General features: G+C 35.4%; 10 protein-coding genes. All 10 read right to left on the bottom strand.

Going from position 1 to position 18,005, the window contains the following annotated elements:
* Positions 1-150 precede the first annotated feature (150 nt).
* The 10 genes from DXB63_RS03005 to DXB63_RS02960 all read right to left on the bottom strand — a co-directional run bounded on the left by DXB63_RS03005 (position 151) and on the right by DXB63_RS02960 (position 17,833).
* Positions 151-2,934: a T9SS type A sorting domain-containing protein gene (locus DXB63_RS03005; protein ID WP_122124899.1), complete on the bottom strand. Its 2,784-nt coding sequence runs from the start codon at positions 2,932-2,934 to the stop codon at positions 151-153.
* Positions 2,935-3,028: 94 nt separating this feature from the next.
* The gene (locus DXB63_RS03000; RefSeq protein WP_122124898.1) at positions 3,029-5,428 is read right to left on the bottom strand and encodes a hypothetical protein; all 2,400 of its coding nucleotides are present in this window, start codon (positions 5,426-5,428) and stop codon (positions 3,029-3,031) included.
* A 681-nt stretch (positions 5,429-6,109) separates the two neighbouring features.
* Positions 6,110-7,201, bottom strand: a complete 1,092-nt coding sequence (locus DXB63_RS02995; protein WP_158563626.1) for a T9SS type A sorting domain-containing protein — start codon at positions 7,199-7,201, stop codon at positions 6,110-6,112.
* Between the two features lie 141 nt (positions 7,202-7,342).
* On the bottom strand, positions 7,343-9,058 hold the full coding sequence (locus DXB63_RS02990; protein ID WP_122124896.1) for a T9SS type A sorting domain-containing protein: 1,716 nt from the start codon (positions 9,056-9,058) through the stop codon (positions 7,343-7,345).
* Between the two features lie 13 nt (positions 9,059-9,071).
* Complete coding sequence (locus DXB63_RS02985) at positions 9,072-10,541, bottom strand: pectinesterase family protein (RefSeq protein WP_122124895.1); 1,470 nt, start codon at positions 10,539-10,541, stop codon at positions 9,072-9,074.
* A gap of 70 nt (positions 10,542-10,611) precedes the next feature.
* Positions 10,612-12,444 carry a RagB/SusD family nutrient uptake outer membrane protein gene (locus DXB63_RS02980; RefSeq protein WP_122124894.1) on the bottom strand — a complete coding sequence of 611 codons (1,833 nt, stop codon included), beginning with the start codon at positions 12,442-12,444 and terminating at the stop codon, positions 10,612-10,614.
* A gap of 8 nt (positions 12,445-12,452) precedes the next feature.
* The gene (locus tag DXB63_RS02975; protein ID WP_122124990.1) at positions 12,453-15,785 is read right to left on the bottom strand and encodes a TonB-dependent receptor; all 3,333 of its coding nucleotides are present in this window, start codon (positions 15,783-15,785) and stop codon (positions 12,453-12,455) included.
* Between the two features lie 23 nt (positions 15,786-15,808).
* A complete protein-coding gene (locus tag DXB63_RS02970) occupies positions 15,809-16,708 on the bottom strand; it encodes a sugar phosphate isomerase/epimerase family protein (RefSeq protein WP_122124893.1) in 900 nt (299 codons plus the stop codon).
* A gap of 15 nt (positions 16,709-16,723) precedes the next feature.
* Entirely contained in the window at positions 16,724-16,984 is a 261-nt protein-coding gene (locus DXB63_RS02965) for a hypothetical protein (RefSeq protein WP_233522750.1), read from the bottom strand.
* 264 nt (positions 16,985-17,248) lie between these two features.
* Entirely contained in the window at positions 17,249-17,833 is a 585-nt protein-coding gene (locus DXB63_RS02960; protein ID WP_122124988.1) for an RNA polymerase sigma factor, read from the bottom strand.
* Positions 17,834-18,005 lie beyond the last annotated feature (172 nt).

Here is an 18,005-nt window from a genome sequence, read left to right as displayed (position 1 = left end):
TATTGTACAGAAAAGACGTCTTGTTTACTCACATGTACTCATTCAAGAATCAAAAATAGAATAAAATAGCTAACTAAAAAAATGGAGGCAGACTTTTAAAAAGCTGTCTCCATATAAAAATTGTTATCTTAAATTAGACTCAATAAGCTACTATTTCTTTATAAACTTTACTGTTTTGCATGAGTCTCCTAATTGTATCTTTAAGAAATATACACCCATTGGCAAAGATGAGACATCAAGTTTACACGCCACATTTCCGGAAATATTCAACACATTTGTCAATACCTGATTTCCATAAGCATTCATTAACTGGATACCGGCATCTCCGGCAATTCTACTTGAAATATATAAATAATCAGCTACCGGATTAGGATAAACATTAACCGCATATTGTTTTTCTTCTAGAACAGAGTCAACACCAGACGAATGATTTCCAACTTTTACACCTATACTTCTTGTCAAAGAAGACCCCTCTGCATCTGTAACAGTAAAATCGACATAGATTATTCCTCCAAAACTTGATTCGGGAGTTACTTTCATTACGCTACCCTCTATTGGTGCTGTAGCATTATCCATTTTAGCGACTGTATAAACAGGATTCTTTTCAAATCCACGAGTATATTGTGCTAAATCGACTTCAACAGTCTCTCCGGGATTAACCTCATAGTGCGGTGTCGCCATCCAGTGCAAATATTCCTCTAGATTTGTATATCCGTCCATATTATCATCAGCATTTGAATCAGAGAAATCACCCTCCGGTGAATTCGGATTTAATCCAAACATCTCTTCCCACCAATTAGGAAGTCCGTCTCTATCTGTATCGAACTCATCTAAATTGATTGTTATTTCAGGATAATCTTCATAACCGCCAACATCTTCTTGGGAATCAGGAAAACCGGGTTTACCAGATTTACTACCAACGCAAGAATAGGTCCCGTCCAAAGTTTCCGTAATGACACGTACATCATGATCATCAAAAATAGGTAAAGTACAACCAACATCAGAAAGAACACTTTTGTAAGCATCTGAAGCCGATTCTATCTTTGCATGGGATTCAAAAAAAGGCTCGTTCACCCAAACATCCCAATTCAATACCTGTCCGCCACTCAATGTATATGTTCTTCCTTCTTTATTATTTGTCCCATCATAGACCACTTCTCCATTCGGTTCTGTCATAACATTGCCGGAATAAAAATAACTTTGAGAACCTGTCCCAGCACCTTCCAATTGGGCATTTAATAAATAAAGTTGTTTTGTTCCGGCACCTTTTTTATAATAATTATTCACAAAATTAACTTCATAAGCTCCACCATCTGTAGCCCGACCACCCCAATTATACACTACATTATTGAAAATGTCCAATCTTCCGGCATAGGCTCCTGTTCCATCTAGCCCACCGGCCAAACTCCAGTTACGACCATAGCAATGAGCTAACAGATTATGATGAAAACTACCTATATCTCCTCCGATACTTGCAGCAAAACCATGTTCTTTTCCTGCCGGATAATTTTTATGTCCGGCGACATTCAACGCTTCTGCCAGCATCGTTTTCTGCAAAGTAAAGTTCTTCCCCGAACGAGAACTAAAAACTTCATCTATAGCCCAGCTAAAAGAATTATGATCGAAGATACAATGCTCTGCGCCATTCATTCCAGAAGCATCAAAAGTCCTTCCTGAACCTACACGCACACGGATAAAACGCATAATCCCATCTGTAACACCGCTAAAGCCAAAAGGAGCTCCTTTTACACATATTCCTTTCCCAGGAGACGTTTGCCCGGCAATTGTTATATTAGAATGAGCTAATGTCAAACGATCTTCCAAAGAAATAATTCCCGATACGGCAAATAAAATTGTACGAGCACCAACATTATTGGTTATAGCCTCACGCAGACTACCCGGCCCATTATCATTCAAGTTCGTAACATAAATAACTTTTCCACCACGACCACCACGAGCAAAGCGTCCATATCCTTCCGCTTCAGGAAAAGCCAAATGCCGAGGCATAAAACTCCATACCTCTCCTTTAGTAATTGTCCCATCCGCTTCAACTTCATCAACACGCCAATAATAGGTATTCATGCTATAAAGATTGGTAACAGGAAATTCTGTTATAGATTGGCTTCCTTTATAACAAGAAACAGAATTTTTATCTGCATTTGTAACCAAATCTAAATCCGTACCAAAATAGATCTCATGCGCAACAGCATTCTCGGCCGCAACCCAACTTAAAATGCAGCTACCATCGTCCGCATTTGTATGATAATCCATATTCGCAGGCAATGGAGATTTAGCCTGCCTCACTATATTAGGTTCATCCAATGAGAAACCATTTATAATTACATTTAAAGAAGATGCCTTAGAATTATAATCAGGAGCAAACAGAAAATCAACCGGAGTATCTTTTTTAGCCTCAAATGATATATATGCACTTTGTGCATCATAAGTAGAAAGAGCCCGATTAGTCGGAGATAAATTCTCCACAATCAGTTCTCCATTCACATAAATATTAATGTCACTAAAAGTCTTGTCGTCCGGGCTATCCAACGTATTATGATAAGTAAGTAACGTATGCTTTCCCGGTTCCAATCCTTTAATTGTCAATCTAATTTCACCACCACGTTCTCCATCTTTCACAGTAAGTCCATCACATACTAAACGTGCATAATTAGGTGCCTGAATTCCAGCTTTATACCAATGAGATTTTAAAGAACTACCAGAAGAATTAGCTCCATTGGCAATAGTGAATTCTATACCTTCAATTATTTTTGTCTCTACTTTGCATTCAACCACAGGCCATGCATAATAGCCAGATTCATGTACTTCCGTTTCCGGCCTGCCATTCATATCAAAATCAACCTTTATAATAGAAGACAACTGAGCATTCATATTAGGTAATATGAATAAGGCTAATAAGAATAAAAGATTTCTCATAATGTCATTTCTCTATTTTAATATAGAATGAAAATGAAAATGAGAGTATGCATAAGTGGCACACTCTCATTCTCCTATTTATTCAACAGGTATATTATTTAACTAATACCTTACTTACAGTATTACCGGTTTTAACAAGATAAATGTTTGCAGCAACTGAAATTCCATTAGCTGCTTCTTCAGCAGAAACTGTTGCAATAGTTTGTCCCATTATATTAGTAATAATAACATTCTCAATAGCATTCTCTACAACAATTGTTCCTTCTGTAGCATAAACAAGTGCTTTATTCGTATCTACAGTATTTATATTGTCCGGAGTCTTTGCCGTCACTGTAACAGCAAAATTCATAAAGAAACTGCAACCATTATTTACAACTAATTGATAGTTACTTGTTCCTGCTTCAGGCAGATTTGTATATAAAGTAACTTGCAGTTCTGCATTTACATAATTTTCATCTGTTATTTCCAAAACATTACCATTTTCTGCAGAATAATTATAAGTATAAGGTACATCAACTGTATAATTACCTTCACCATCTTTCGCCTTCACACAACCGCTATTCTTGAAATAATAACCTTCATTTGCTTTCATTGAAGCATCATCTCCTGTTTGGATTGTAATCTTTTCTCCATATTGACCTTGAAGAGCAATAATTATAGAAGATTCCTCTGACTGTTTTACTTCTGCATTTTGTGATATTGTTGCACCTTCAGTTGCACCCTCAGGAAGTATCCAAGCAGGAGCTGTTACTGTTACGGCAAAGTTCATAAAGAAGTTACAACCATTATTGATAGCTAATTTATAATTGCTTGCCTCTGTAGTAGGAAGATTTGCAAATAAAGTAACTTGCAATTCCGCATTTACATAATCTGCCTCCGTTATCTCCAATACATTACCATTTTCTGCAGAGTAATTATAAGTGTAAGGTACATCAATTGTATAATTACCTTCACTATCTTTTGCTTTCACACAACCGTTATTCTTGAAATAATAACCTGTATTCGCTTTCATTGTAGCATCATCATCGGTTTGGATTGTGATCTTTTCTCCATATTGACCTTGAAGAGCAAAAACGATAGGAGACTCTTGTGATTTCTTCACTTCAGCATTCTGTGAAATGGTTTTACCTTCAGTTGCACCTGTAGGAAGTGTCCAAGCAGGAGCCGTTACATTTACATTAAAGTCAAGATAAAAACGACATCCATTATTGATTTCCAATTGATAAGAACTCTTCTTTGTAGTAACTTTAGCAAATAAAGTAACTTGCAATTCTGCATTTACATAATTCGCATCCGTTATTTTAAGGATATTTCCATCTCCTTCTTTAAAGCTATAAGAATAAGGTACATCAATTGTATATTCTCCATTTTCATCTTTCGCTTTCACAGAACCGTTTTCACCTGCTTCTTTGAAATAATAATCTGTTTTATTTTTCATTTCTGTATCACCACCCGTCTGAATAGTTATACTTGTTCCTTGTTTACCTTGAATATTGAAAACAATAGGAGATTCCTCGTCTTTCTTCACATCTACATCTTGTTTCAAAGTAGCATTTTCAATTGCTCCGTCAGGAGAAACCCATGAAGTAGCTTCATAAACACCGGTAATATTGTCAATACCGATAATCGGTTCAAATACATCAGAGCTTGCGTCAGTAGTAGCAGGTGCATAAAGGATCACACTAACTTTTTTATTCATTATCTTTGACTGACTAATACCTAAAAGTTCTGTTACATTAATTGTCTGACGATTAATTTCTCCGGTTGTGCTACTAGTAGTATAAACATTTGTAGCGATATAAGTCTCTTTATTAAAGATACTATTTTTGTTACTAGAGCTAGTTATAGTATCTAACATCATAATTTCATTATCCGCAGCATCTTTTGTAATATAAGGATAAGTTATATTATCTAAAACAAGTAACATTTTATAAGCAGCAGCCTTACCAGTAGTTCCCGGATGTAAAGTCACTATATCAAAACTCAAATCAGATTTAATAGTCTGAAATGCGTCCTGAAGTTTTATCCCAAATGAGATAACTTTATTTTTACCTCCCATACCTCCCCAATAAGCATAGACTTGATCTTTAGCATCAGTACCGGGTACATCCAACAGTACAGATGCCGCTTTATTCTTTCCTTCCGTCGGATCTGCAACACTCAAAGAATCCATTAAATCTGTTACATCTCTAAAACGCACTACCTGTATTTGTTGTCCTTGATTCTGACTCTTACAGTCATTAGAAAAGAACGGATCTAAAGTTGTTTTATCCAAACCAACAGAAGCAGAATAAATACCTTTAGGATTTGCTTTTATTTTCTCATGATAGTTTTTTGTAGTATTAAAATGCATTAGAAATTGATAATCTCCATTATCCAATGGAATTTTAGTCTGATAACCAAAAGCCTCGTCTGCTTTATTGGGTTCAATCTGTGCATTTGCAGTAAACATCATACCACACAATGCAACCGCAAGTAAAATTTGTTTCTTCATATTATTACAAGTTTAAAATTAAACAAACATTTTAAATTAAATTCACTTTATATAGAGACGAAATCTCATTTATTCTGTACTCATTATTTTTATAATAATCTTCTGATAATAAGCCTTTAGCTCCACACATTAAAAATATAAAAACGGATACACCTTATTGTAGTTTATCGCAAATAAGTTCATCTTTCAGTCTTAACCATTTCCATCTGATTTATTGCATATTATACTGAAAGATCGAATCTTTCAGTTAAAGGATAGGGGTATAAACAGAGAGTTATTTTATTACTTTTCGGCTGAATCTTTTCAAAATGAAAGGTTCAGTATTACTAATTGATAATCAATAAGATACAATAAAACTGAAAGATTGAAAGATAAAAGAGAATATTTCTATTTTTAATGGATATTTTCATCAAAAAAATGATTTTCCACCAAAGGAATAAGAGTTCAGCCAAGTATAAGCACTTCGGAAAGTCTACAAAATTCAACTTTGATATTTTCCACAAACACCCCGATGTTTTTTAGAAATCACCAGAGTTATTAAAAAGACATCAATACGGTTATAGACAAAGATACGGTCGATTGTTTACAAACTCCTATCGTTTGTAAACAATCGACCGTATGACAAAACTAAAAAAAGCTACCTAATGGTAGCTTTTCAGTATCATATACTTTATACTAATATTATAAAGCTACTTTCATGTTTTTTACAACACCGTTGTCAGCAGTTGCTTTAACAACATAAACGCCTTTTGGTAAACCAGCCAAACTAATTCCGTTACCATATTCTTGTTTTACAACATTTCCACCAACGGAATAAATTTCAATATTAGCATTGGCGGTCAGGCTAAGTTCATCACCTGATCTTGTAATATAGAACATCTCTGCTTTTTCTGAATCTATACTATTGGCACTACCACCATCAACACCTGAGAAAATCTTTATCTGATGAATACGTACAGTTTGCCATTGTGCTAATGGATCAACAGGTTTATACCATATTTTAGGTTCACCCGTAGCTGGATCAATCTCACTAGTAGTAATACCTTCGCCATCAGTGCCATCCCATATTCTCCAACGCAAAGAAATCAACTGATCCGGTTCACCCTCTAAGCCAATTAGTTCCTCAAATGTATAGCCTTGTTCTGAAAAAGTCGTATAATTATACCAATCTACTGTTTTCAAGTCACTAACTTCATAATGCAGTTCTTGCCATTCACCATCTCCCACTTTAACATCCATTTTAACTCCACGTCCCCAAGCAGTAGATGAATAAGCCCACTGAACACGTTCAACAGCAGGAATATTATTTATCTCAATATATCCGTGACGACTCACCTCCGGAGCTTCAGCAGATGCCGGCATACGAGACAATTCGATAAAACCCGGCTTATCCCAAAGTATATTTTGATATACCGTATTATCATTTAATGAACATGGATTATTCTTACCACTAGGATCTTCTCCCCATTCTACTTTTTTAGTATAGGCGCTATTATACATTGTAGGAGCAAATGCACACATATGATAAGTTACAGTAGTAGTTTTTCCACTAGGTTCACCATTTAGTAAAAGAGGAGTTTCAAACGTTCCATTTGAAAAATCAGTATCAGCAGCATTCGATTTGCCATCTTCTCCTGTAAATTTAGGCAAAGAAGGATCTGTTAACTGTTCAGCATCAATATCAATAATTTTATACCAATCAGAATTTCCCCAAGTTCCATTGGGAGTTTGGTAATCACACTGTCCTGCCGCATTTATTGAAAAAGCAGCCATTGCAGACACTAAAAACAATTTAGTAACATCTTTCATGATTTTCTATTTTTTAATTAAACGATTCAATTTTATAATATGACGCAGATAAAAAAAAGATGTACTCATTCCCATCTAAAAAAATGAGAACGAGCACTTCTTATTTTATTTCTTTATAAATTTAACTGTCTTTACAATCTGATCTGTGCCTTCATTGGCTACTAAAATATAATTACCAGGAGCTAATGATGCAATATCTATTGCAGAATTAACATTATTATCTACTAATACTTTTACACCAATAAGATTATATATAGAAACCTTTTTCACTGGTTCTGAAGACGATAAATTCAATCTATCACTATCTACCCAAACCTGTACTAAAAGTTCCTTAGCATCATGGGACTGTATACCATTAGCTGCAAAATTCAAAGAAGTTTCTTCTCCTACCAATCCATTCAAATAGGCTTCTAGTGCCGTATATCCTTCCTCATTCACCCAATTGCGGTCATCAGCATTCGTCGGGTCTAAACCATTAGCCGACTCCCATGCATCATCCATTCCATCATTATCGGCATCAGTGATTCCCCCTTCTGTCTTGTAGTTCGGATATCCACCAGCCTGATCCGGAGTATCTAATATACCATTGTTTCCATACTGACAATTACCGGTTCTCACTTCATCGACAACACGTGCGTCTACAGCATCACGTGGGAAAGCACCTGCTGAAGTCAATACAGATTGATAAGCATCCTCAGCACTCTCATAATTCAAATAAGAATATGTTTTATAATCAAACGGATAAGATGGGTGGCGTTCAATAGGGATAATAATTGTATCAACCTTTATTTCTTCCATTGTATACCCAGAGTCCTCACTCCTTACTCCTTGCCAATTATTTGCCGTAACTTCCGGATTACCTTCCATTACATTCCCACTCAAATGCCACTTTGAAGGTCCTCTAGAAACAGCATCCTCTCTGGCGTAAGAAGGACAAACGAAATATTGTTTTCCTGTACCAAGTGCCGGTCCCGGCTTATAATAATTATTCAACATGTTACATTCATGCACCGAATATTTCTTATTTCCGGTATTCTCTCCTCCATAAACAGAATTTGATCTTCCCCAGTTAAAATTCACATTATTAATATATTCAATGAAAACAATAAGATCCGTATTACGAGCTCCGTTAAAACGGCAACTACGAGAGCTGTTATTTGCCAACAAATTATGATGATAGGTTGCCTGAGATCCCCCCCATTGCATTCCATATCCACGTGCGCCCTTTGAATGACCCGCATTATATAGTCCTTCATGAATAATACACCATTGTACTGTATGGAATTTGTCATCAAAAGTATTGATATTTTCTTCTACAGACCAGCCGAACGTACAATGGTCGATAATAAAGTTTTCACAATTCTCTGCACCTAAAGCATTCTGAGCAACTACATTTCCCGCAGCATCAAACTGCCCCGTTCTGAAACGAAGATGACGTATAATAAAATTCTTAGATCCTCCCAAGTTAACTTTATTCCCACTAATACAAATTCCATCTCCCGGAGCCGTTTGTCCCGCAAGGGTCAATCCATCACGTTTGACACGCAATTCTTGTTTCAACTCAATACGCCCGGATACTCCGAAAACAACAGTTAAAGGTTCATTAGGATACTGTGCCAATGCCCAACGCAAAGAACCCTGAATATTTCCTATCGAATCATCTTCTAAAGTCGTTACAGTAACAACTTGTCCACCACGACCTCCTTTTGAAAATTTACCAAATCCTTCTGCTGTAGGAAATGCAAGAGTCTGAGCAGAAAGTCCATTAGCGCATAGTAATAAAGCAACTGCTAATGTTAGTTTTTTAAATAATTTAATCATAATCTCTTCTTTTTTATTGTATCACTATTTTCTGAAAATAACTATCATTTTGTTCATCTGTCAGTTTCAAGATATAAATCCCATTATTAGCTTCCACTACAAATGAATCTTGGAACGAAGAGAAAGCAATACATACCCCATTCAAAGTAAATAATTCAGCTTTAGCATTTCCATTCCAACTAATATTTTTACCGTCTACTTTAACATTCCATTGAGAAACAGCCATATCCTCCATAGATGAAACAGTTCCCTCCAAACGGGCTGTACTTAGTCTACCCATCTCATCTATTGTTTTAACACTATACTTACCTTCACCATCAGTTTCATCAGTATAAGTTGTTTTCGTAGTTATAGCGATAAGCTTATCACCCTTCAAAACAATATAACCTACAGCACCGTTAACGGTTCCCCATGTTAAGGCTTTATTGGAAACAGTCAAGAAACCCGGTTCCTGAGGTGCAACACACAAAGATACAGGATCATAAGGATCATTTGCTTTAGCTCTATCATATACATATTCTGGTGTTAATAAGTTCTCAGCATCCTCTTTAGGCAATTGGAAACTCCAAGATGCACGTTGACTTACGTCTAATAGATTACCTTCGGCATCCATACTATTATATTCTGCAAAACAGGCTGTAGTTTCATTTCCTCCCCATTCCTGCCAGCCTTTAGCCGTAATATGCGATCCTAACTTACAATTTAAATAAAAAATACCGGAGTTTTCACTCCACGGACGTCCTAAATAACATTGGTCTTTAACATCATCATTTGCAGTTAAATCACAATTACGAAAAATAAATCCTAATTTTAAAACCTTTCCACACGCAGTCTTTGATTTTGGTATTGAAGCAAAACAATCTTCCGGAGCTGCAACATATCCGCCTCTTACATGATGGATGCTACAGTCGTCAAAGAAAATAATTCCACCGGCGTAAATAAAATCAACAGCTCCTTCTATCCAACAATCTTTAAAATAAGAACGAGTTCCTTTTTTAGAACGGAAAGTATCCTGAAATCCTAGAATACGACAATTCTTGAAAGTTTGTTTATCATTCCCGGTAAACAAAGCCTCTGCTTGCCCTACATTACCTGCAGTATTTTGAATAGTCAGGTTCTCAGCATAAAAATCTTTTGCATACACTTGAAATGTAACAATATCATAAAAAGTGAGTCCGTTATCAGCCCGATGACCATTAGAAGATATAACTACTCCTTCTGCACTTTCTCCGATCAAGCTTATCATTTTGCTTGATTCTACATCTTTTGAGCCAATGGATACACGTTCTTCATACAAACCGTTTTTAACAAAAATCAAAGAACGTTCATTATCCGGACACGCATCTATTGCAGCCTGAATTGATGTATGTGTTCCAGTCCCATCAGTTGCAACAATGCAACGAAAAGGTTCTTGAGAATAAACATTTACTGACATTCCCAATGAAATAATAAATAACAAAAAAGTAATACATGTATATTTCATAGCAAATAAATTAAAACCGAATAACAAGGTAAATAAAATTCACCCCGTTATTCCATTAAGTTACTAATAATTATTCAAACGGGTTAAACTCTCCTCTTGGCCAACCGTAATTCTGCTTGACAGCTAAACTACGAGTTAGAATTCCATCTGGAATATCAAAGAAATTATAATTTCCCGCTGTTGTAGCTCTTAACTCCTCTTCAGTTGGAACACACAAATAATTTATAGGCATTGCTTTAGGAGGAATTGCTGCTTGAGCAATCTTCATATATTTACTCAAGTCATCCATACTAATCTCATCTCTTATCTCTTTAAACTTTGTAATACTTATTTTATCAGGATTTAAAGTATTAAAGCTAACCTTAGATTTCCACCCACTCATATACTGTCCATTAAATTTTGGAGTTTTAGGACCTAAATCTGATGAAAACATATTCCAACGACGTAAATCATAGAAACGTTTATTTTCAAACGCTAATTCAATAAAACGTTCATTCATAACAATTTCAATTGGTGTATATCCAGCTGCCTCATAAGACGTAATACCATAACTACCATCGACACCTGCTGCGATACCTGCCCTCTTACGTAATTGTTTAAGGCAGTCATACCCTTTCTCTTTATTATTAGTCATAATTGCACATTCTGCCAAATTAAGTAATACTTCAGCATAACGCATTTCAACCCAATCCGTAGGTGTCTTATCTAAAGTCGTAATCTCCGGATTCACCATTTTACGGCAATAAAATCCTGTAGATGTCGCATAGCTTGTCGACTCACCAGAACTATAAGTCCACTGCCTTGCTCCTAAATAAGTACATCCATTATAAACAATAGTAGAATAAAAACGAGGATCACGATCTTTCCAATAATCTATATCTTTTCTATCTCCCGTATAAACAGAACCATCATTCATAGGAAAAGCTGCCACTAAATTCCAAGACGGCAAATTAGAAGGAATCTGCTTTGTGCCAGTTAAATTCTCCGGACGCACACTTTGCTCATACTTATGAGTTAAATTTTCACCTGTAACAGTATACTTTCTAACTAATAAAACCTCAACATTATTTTCCGTTGTAAAAATCTTATTCAGATCAGTAGCAACAGGCCAAGAACTCGTTTGAGGAGTAGTGATATCCATCAATTTTACACCATCTGCCAAGCAGATACTATCAGCCTTCAAATTTGCACGATAAGCATCTTCCCAACGTTCAATATCTTGAGTTGGATTAAACTGTGGACTCGCATAGAATGTGAGTACACGACCTAAGAAAGCTGCTGCTGAAGCTTTTGTTACACGACCAGCATCCGCACCTAACCACTTACTAGGAAGATATTCCATTGCTAAATTTAAGTCTTCTTTGATAAACTGGATACATTCAGATGTAGTATTACGTTTTGCATTCAATAAGTCATCTGAACTATCATAACCCACCACATCTTTCATATAAGGTACTCCCCCATGCATTACTATCATTTTCCAATGTTGAAAAGCACGAAAGAAATAAAATTGCCCCAAGATATTATTCCTTTCTTCACCTCGCAACGCTGAATTTTTCATATTATTCAACCCGATATTAATATAGCGGATTGCTTGATAGTTCAGAGCAGAAAAAGCAGAAACAGAACCTAGGTTCAAAGAACCTAAAAGCATATCAGGAGTATCAGACCCAACCGCCTCATCACTAAGACCTGAAGATGTAAGTGTCCCTGTAATATTATCACCTCCAAATGTAGGCATACAAGCATTATATACATTATTTACATAAAGTGTCGAAGATTTATAAGAATCCCAAATTGCAGGGTTAATCGCAGATTCATCTTTCACATCCAAAAAGTCACTGCATGCGCTAAATATCGGTACAACAACGCACAGCAGGATTATTTTATTTAATGATTTCATATATTTTATTATAAGCTGATGTTTATACCAAAATTAAATGTTCTAATCTGAGGATAATCAGACCAATATCCTACACTTGCATCTTTATACGGATAGGGATTAATAATTGTCCAAAGATTGGTACCAGTAAAGAATACACGCAATTGCTCTAACCCTATCTTCTTAACAAATTGTCTTGGAATGCTATAAGATATATTTAAATTACGCAAACGCAATGTATGTCCATCTCGCATCCAAAAATCAGAACGCAAAGAACGACCGGAATAATTATCTAAACGAGGATATTTTGCATTTTGATTAGCTAAAGCAATCGTACCATCTCCATTCTGTACTAAAGTACAATAATTACCATACCATTCTTTCAACTGATTTGAAGTTGCAGAAAGGAAATCTCCGCTACGCTTTCCCCCTGAAGCATCGGTATAAAATCCTTTATCAAAAATAACATCATTCCCAAATGAACCATTCAATAAAGCTTCTACTTTCAAATCTTTCCAAGAAAAGCCCAATGTTATTCCATACGTATAAGGAGGAGTACTATATTTACTAATATAACGCGTATCATCATCAGTAATTATACCATCAGGTTTTCCATCATGTCTCACGCCATTTTCATCAACATAAGAAGGGCTACCCAAATCTTCAAACATTAACATACCCGGAGCGAAATTTTCTTCCAATATATTTCCAACTTTTATTATTCCATTCGGATCACTCAAATGACTACGTAAATAGCTCTTGTAATTTTCTACATCTTCCCAAGTACGAGCAATTCCTAAACAATGATAGCCCGTTTCTCCACCTCTAACTCTACCATTTTCATCTCGCCAAGTGCCTATTATACCTGGATTCTGATATTTACGAATAACTTTGCTTGAATTCCATGACCAATTAGCCTTTGCCGTTATCCCCCAATCTTTATTCAACTGTTTTTGATAACCTAATTCTAATTCAATTCCCCAAGCATTTTGAATACCATAATTCAACTTCGGAGTATTACCACTAACACCTGAAGATTGAGGAAAAGTACTTTTTGCATCATCAAGAATATCAAAGGTATGCTTAAAAAAGCCATCTACACTAAAATTCAAACAATTCAAAAAACGCATATCAACGCCAGCATTAAAATTATCAGTTTTTTCCCACGTTGACAAAATATAAACCAGTCCTTCCAATTTAGGGCGTATTCCTAAAACAGGAACATCTGTCCCAAGTGCATATTTATAACCTACACTTTCGTAAAATTCACGCCACTGCCCCAAAACGGCTTTGTCGTTACCTAAACGTCCATAAGAAGCACGCAATTTCAAATTATCCATAAAATTCACATTATCTTTAAACCAAGATTCTTCAGAAATCTTCCAGCCTAAAGATACAGAAGGAAAAAATCCCCAACGATGACCGGGAGCAAAATTTGTAGACGCTTCATAGCGCGCTGCTGCCTCAACAAAATAACGATCACCATATGAATAATTCAAACGAGCAATATATGATTGACGACGATCTTCCGTATTAGGAGATGCAGCTCCAGTTGAATATGTTTTGAAAGCCTCCATAGAGTCCCATCCATCAATCTCCATATCACTTTTAGATACGGACATTGAGTTTCCACCTGTTCTTGACTGCTCGTACACGGCCATAACACTAACATCATGTTTTCCAAATGTTCGACTATAAGATATAGACGGATTCAACTGATATCCAAAAGCAAAATTAGATCCGGCTTCATATTTTTCTGCATTTGTAAAGAGGGTAGAAGGATTATCCTCATTAAGTACATTTGTCGGAATATACAAACTTGATTCCATCCCAATGAAATTGTAAACATTATAAGATTTAGCAATTTGCTTACTTGAAGAAGAAGTCCTATTATAATTAAACGATAAACCGACCTTCAGTCCCTTCACCCATTTAATATCATAGTCCAATCTTGCTCCAATAGAAATATCATCAGAACGTGTATTTTTTTGAGAACCAGAACGAAGAATCTCAAGAGGATGAGAACCTGTAGAAGATACTCCATTACCAACTGGTTTTCCATCAAGATAAGAGGGATACCAACGTGGCATACGCACCAAATTACTAAAAGTACCATACATTCGGTCCGGCTCTGCATCTTTCTCATTCAATGGCATTTCAGAAGAACGTGTTGAATAATTTACAGAAAAACTACCTTTCAACTCTTTTGTAAAATTCACATCCAAACCACTTCTAACATTAAACTTATTTGTATTCAAATTTGCAAAATTACCATCTGCCCACATATAAGAACCACCAATAAAATAGCTTATTTTATCACTACCTCCGGAAACATTCAACGTATGACGAGTATTCTGAGCATTCTTCCAAGCTTCGTCCAACCAATTATAATTTAGCCCTTTCAATGTTTCTAATTCTGCATCACTAAAGCGAATATGACCTTCGACAGGTTCAGCAACCAACATTTCATCTTTATACATGTCATTCATAGCTACCCCTTGTTCATAGGCACTCATCATCTCTGGCATTTTCACTCCTTGCGAAAATCCATAAGAACCGGAATAATTAATCCGAGTTTTACCTTCTTTTCCTTTTTTAGTAGTAACCAATACAACACCACCAGCGCCACGTACACCATAAACTGCAGCTTGAGCATCTTTCAATATTGAAATATTATCTACTTCAGAAGGGTCCAAAGCATTAAAAGCATCTGCATCCCGAATAAATCCATCAATAACATACAAAGGAGGTTCTGCATTCCAAGAGCCACTTGTACGAATTTTTAAGGTTGGTGTCCCCAATGGATTACCCGTAGCTTCACCAATTGACACACCCGGCATAGCTCCCATCAGTACAGAAGCCAAGTTCGTCGCAGGGATATCTTCCAAATCTTTCATTTTAACGCTTGATACTGCTCCTGTCAAATTCGCGCGTTTTACCGTACCATAACCAACAACTACAACTTCATCCAAAACTTCAGTGTCTTCTTTTAATACAATCTTCAAAGATTGTCCTGCTTTCGGAGTAATAAATTGACGTTCATAACCAATAAAAGAGACTACAAGTTGAGTATTCGCAGGTATTGACAATGAGAAGTTTCCATCAATATCAGTTATCGTTCCTGTAGTACCTCCTTTTGCTGCAATACTGGCTCCAATAATCGGTTCACCATTTACATCTACAACTGTACCTTTTACAGTTATTTGCTGTTGATTCACATTCTGGGTTGTTTCCACACCATCTGCAGCCCAAGTTACTGTAGGAGATGCAATTAAACACGAACATAGAATCAAAGCAGCACAAAGTGGTTTACGCAAATTAGTTTCATGCATAAACCGTTTCTTGCTCCTTTTCTGATCCATAGAATTAATAATTAAAGGCATATTTACTTTTGAAATATATTTTTTAAATAAGTTACATTCTCTCCAAAATTCTTTTTTACGTTCCTGACATCATCTTTATTTCTGGAACGCTCTACAACAAGCCAACCTTTCCATCTCATCTTATCCAATATTTTTTTAACTTTCTTCATATCCAAACGATCATTGTAAGGTAAAGTCACTCCATCCGTGTCTGTACAATGAATTTGGCAAATACGTTCTTTACCTAGTATTTTTAACTCTTTGTATAGGTTTCTCCCTGCTTCAAGAGCATTTTGAAATTTAAAATATATCTTTATGCCGGGCGAATCAATCTCTTTCAATAGTTCTATTTCTTCCTTAGCAGTCAAAGAAGTTTCAATACCGATTACTACTCCATCTTTTTCCGCCATATCCCCCACTACTCTTAAACGGGCAACTAATTCCGGACGAATTTCCGGATTATTTTTTAAATCACCACCAAATCCCAACGGTAAAAAAGCAACTTTTACTCCCATGACTTTCATTGTGTTCAAGCAATCTTGAACTAAGTCCTTATAATTTGGTCTTGTTACAAATGACTGCCCATAAAAACCGGACATGGCAATTGATGATATCTCAATATTATTTTCTAATGCTTTTTCTTTGAACAGTTCTTGAAAATACACTTCCCGCAATTTATTATCAAAAGAGTCTCTTTTTCCCAAACTACCCATATCTAACTCCAAGCCATCACAACCCAACTCTTTTGCCAATTGAAAAGCACCAATTTTCTGGCGTTTAAGAATCATCCAATCACAAACAGCAATTTTATAACGCTCTTTCTTTTCTAATGCTTTTCTAGTACCGGCTAAAACATTTTGTGAAGGAATAGCTATAATTGCTAATATCACATATAATATATATCTAGATAAATTGGTTGTCATAAGAATAAAATCCTATTAGATTTCGGTTTTAACTTCTATACTTTCAAGTATCCAATTTTTCAAGTCTTCCTTTTCAGACAAAAGTAATCCTGAATCGATATCCGAAGGAGCTAATAAAACAGCCTTTGCTTCTTCAAATGTATCTCTGTCTTCCGGATGTTTTTCATAATAAATATCCCAATCAGAATCTTTCTCCTTAGACCCATCCAAGACATATCTAATGAAGCTATCATCCTTTAAGAAATCTTCCACTGTATTTAACATTCCAATATTCATATTCTCGGTTTTATACATAGAGGACGATGCAAGTTAATTTGTGTACTCAATTAAAACAAATAATCCGGAAATATTTTATATATCCGGACTATTGAACCATTACCTACTGAAAATACCCTAAAAATCCTATCAAATAAATAGCAAAAACTAACACCAAAACTTATTACCTTTTTAAACTAACCATGAAAAGCTTATCTAACCACTATAAACAAAAACTTTTTTTAATGAGAACTTTACTATTCCAGCTTAACAAGTCTCAACATCTTATCCTGCAATACTCTTTAACTTAGACAATCCACGATGCATTAAATTACGAACAGATTGATAATTCATATTCATAATTTCACAAATATCCTCGTACTTTCTTTCCTCTATATAATATAAAGTCAATGCCTCACGCTGGCGTGGAGACAATTGGTTTAACAAACGTTTTACCAAACAGTTATTAACCTGTTCTCTTTCCTGATTCAAATAGTTATTTTCCACATCATCATGAGATACAGGATTTAATTCTTCAACCTCTGCATCGGAAACATAAACTCTTTTACGGATTTCATCACATAATCTATTCTTTAAAGAAATAAAAAGATATGATTTAAAATTCTCAATATGATTTAGTTCCGCTTGCTTTGTATATATCTTAACAAATACGTCGTGTATACAATCCTTCAATAATTCTCTATCTGTAGTCAGTTTACAACCATAATTAAAGAGAATATTAATATTCAAATCATATAATCTGGAAAAAGCGTTCACATCCCCAGATTGAAATGCTAATAATAAAGTAGTCATTGCAGACTCATCATTCTTCCCTGCCATCATAGTATTATTATTGTTAGTTTGTTGCATCACAGTATTATTTCATTTTGATTAATTTCGATAATGCAAAACTAGCGAGGAAGTAGTGAATCCATTGGTAATTTTTGGTTATTGGAACGAAAAAGCAGACACTATGCTTTATAACATGTTTACCGAATATTACATATTTTAATAGTAAAGCCTCACCAGTATAATACCAATG

This window comes from Bacteroides sp. OM05-12, from assembly GCF_003438995.1.
Classification (GTDB): Bacteria; Bacteroidota; Bacteroidia; order Bacteroidales; family Bacteroidaceae; genus Bacteroides.
This window is presented reverse-complemented; position numbering and strand designations above follow the sequence as displayed.

Excerpts from the sequence above, each read along its gene's own strand:
- DXB63_RS03005 (WP_122124899.1), bottom strand. The coding sequence starts at position 2,934 with ATGAGAAATCTTTTATTCTTATTAGCCTTATTCATATTACCTAATATG.
- DXB63_RS03000 (WP_122124898.1), bottom strand. The coding sequence starts at position 5,428 with ATGAAGAAACAAATTTTACTTGCGGTTGCATTGTGTGGTATGATGTTT.
- DXB63_RS02995 (WP_158563626.1), bottom strand. The coding sequence starts at position 7,201 with ATGGCTGCTTTTTCAATAAATGCGGCAGGACAGTGTGATTACCAAACT.
- DXB63_RS02990 (WP_122124896.1), bottom strand. The coding sequence starts at position 9,058 with ATGATTAAATTATTTAAAAAACTAACATTAGCAGTTGCTTTATTACTA.
- DXB63_RS02985 (WP_122124895.1), bottom strand. The coding sequence starts at position 10,541 with ATGAAATATACATGTATTACTTTTTTGTTATTTATTATTTCATTGGGA.
- DXB63_RS02980 (WP_122124894.1), bottom strand. The coding sequence starts at position 12,444 with ATGAAATCATTAAATAAAATAATCCTGCTGTGCGTTGTTGTACCGATA.
- DXB63_RS02975 (WP_122124990.1), bottom strand. The coding sequence starts at position 15,785 with ATGGATCAGAAAAGGAGCAAGAAACGGTTTATGCATGAAACTAATTTG.
- DXB63_RS02970 (WP_122124893.1), bottom strand. The coding sequence starts at position 16,708 with ATGACAACCAATTTATCTAGATATATATTATATGTGATATTAGCAATT.
- DXB63_RS02965 (WP_233522750.1), bottom strand. The coding sequence starts at position 16,984 with ATGAATATTGGAATGTTAAATACAGTGGAAGATTTCTTAAAGGATGAT.
- DXB63_RS02960 (WP_122124988.1), bottom strand. The coding sequence starts at position 17,833 with ATGCAACAAACTAACAATAATAATACTATGATGGCAGGGAAGAATGAT.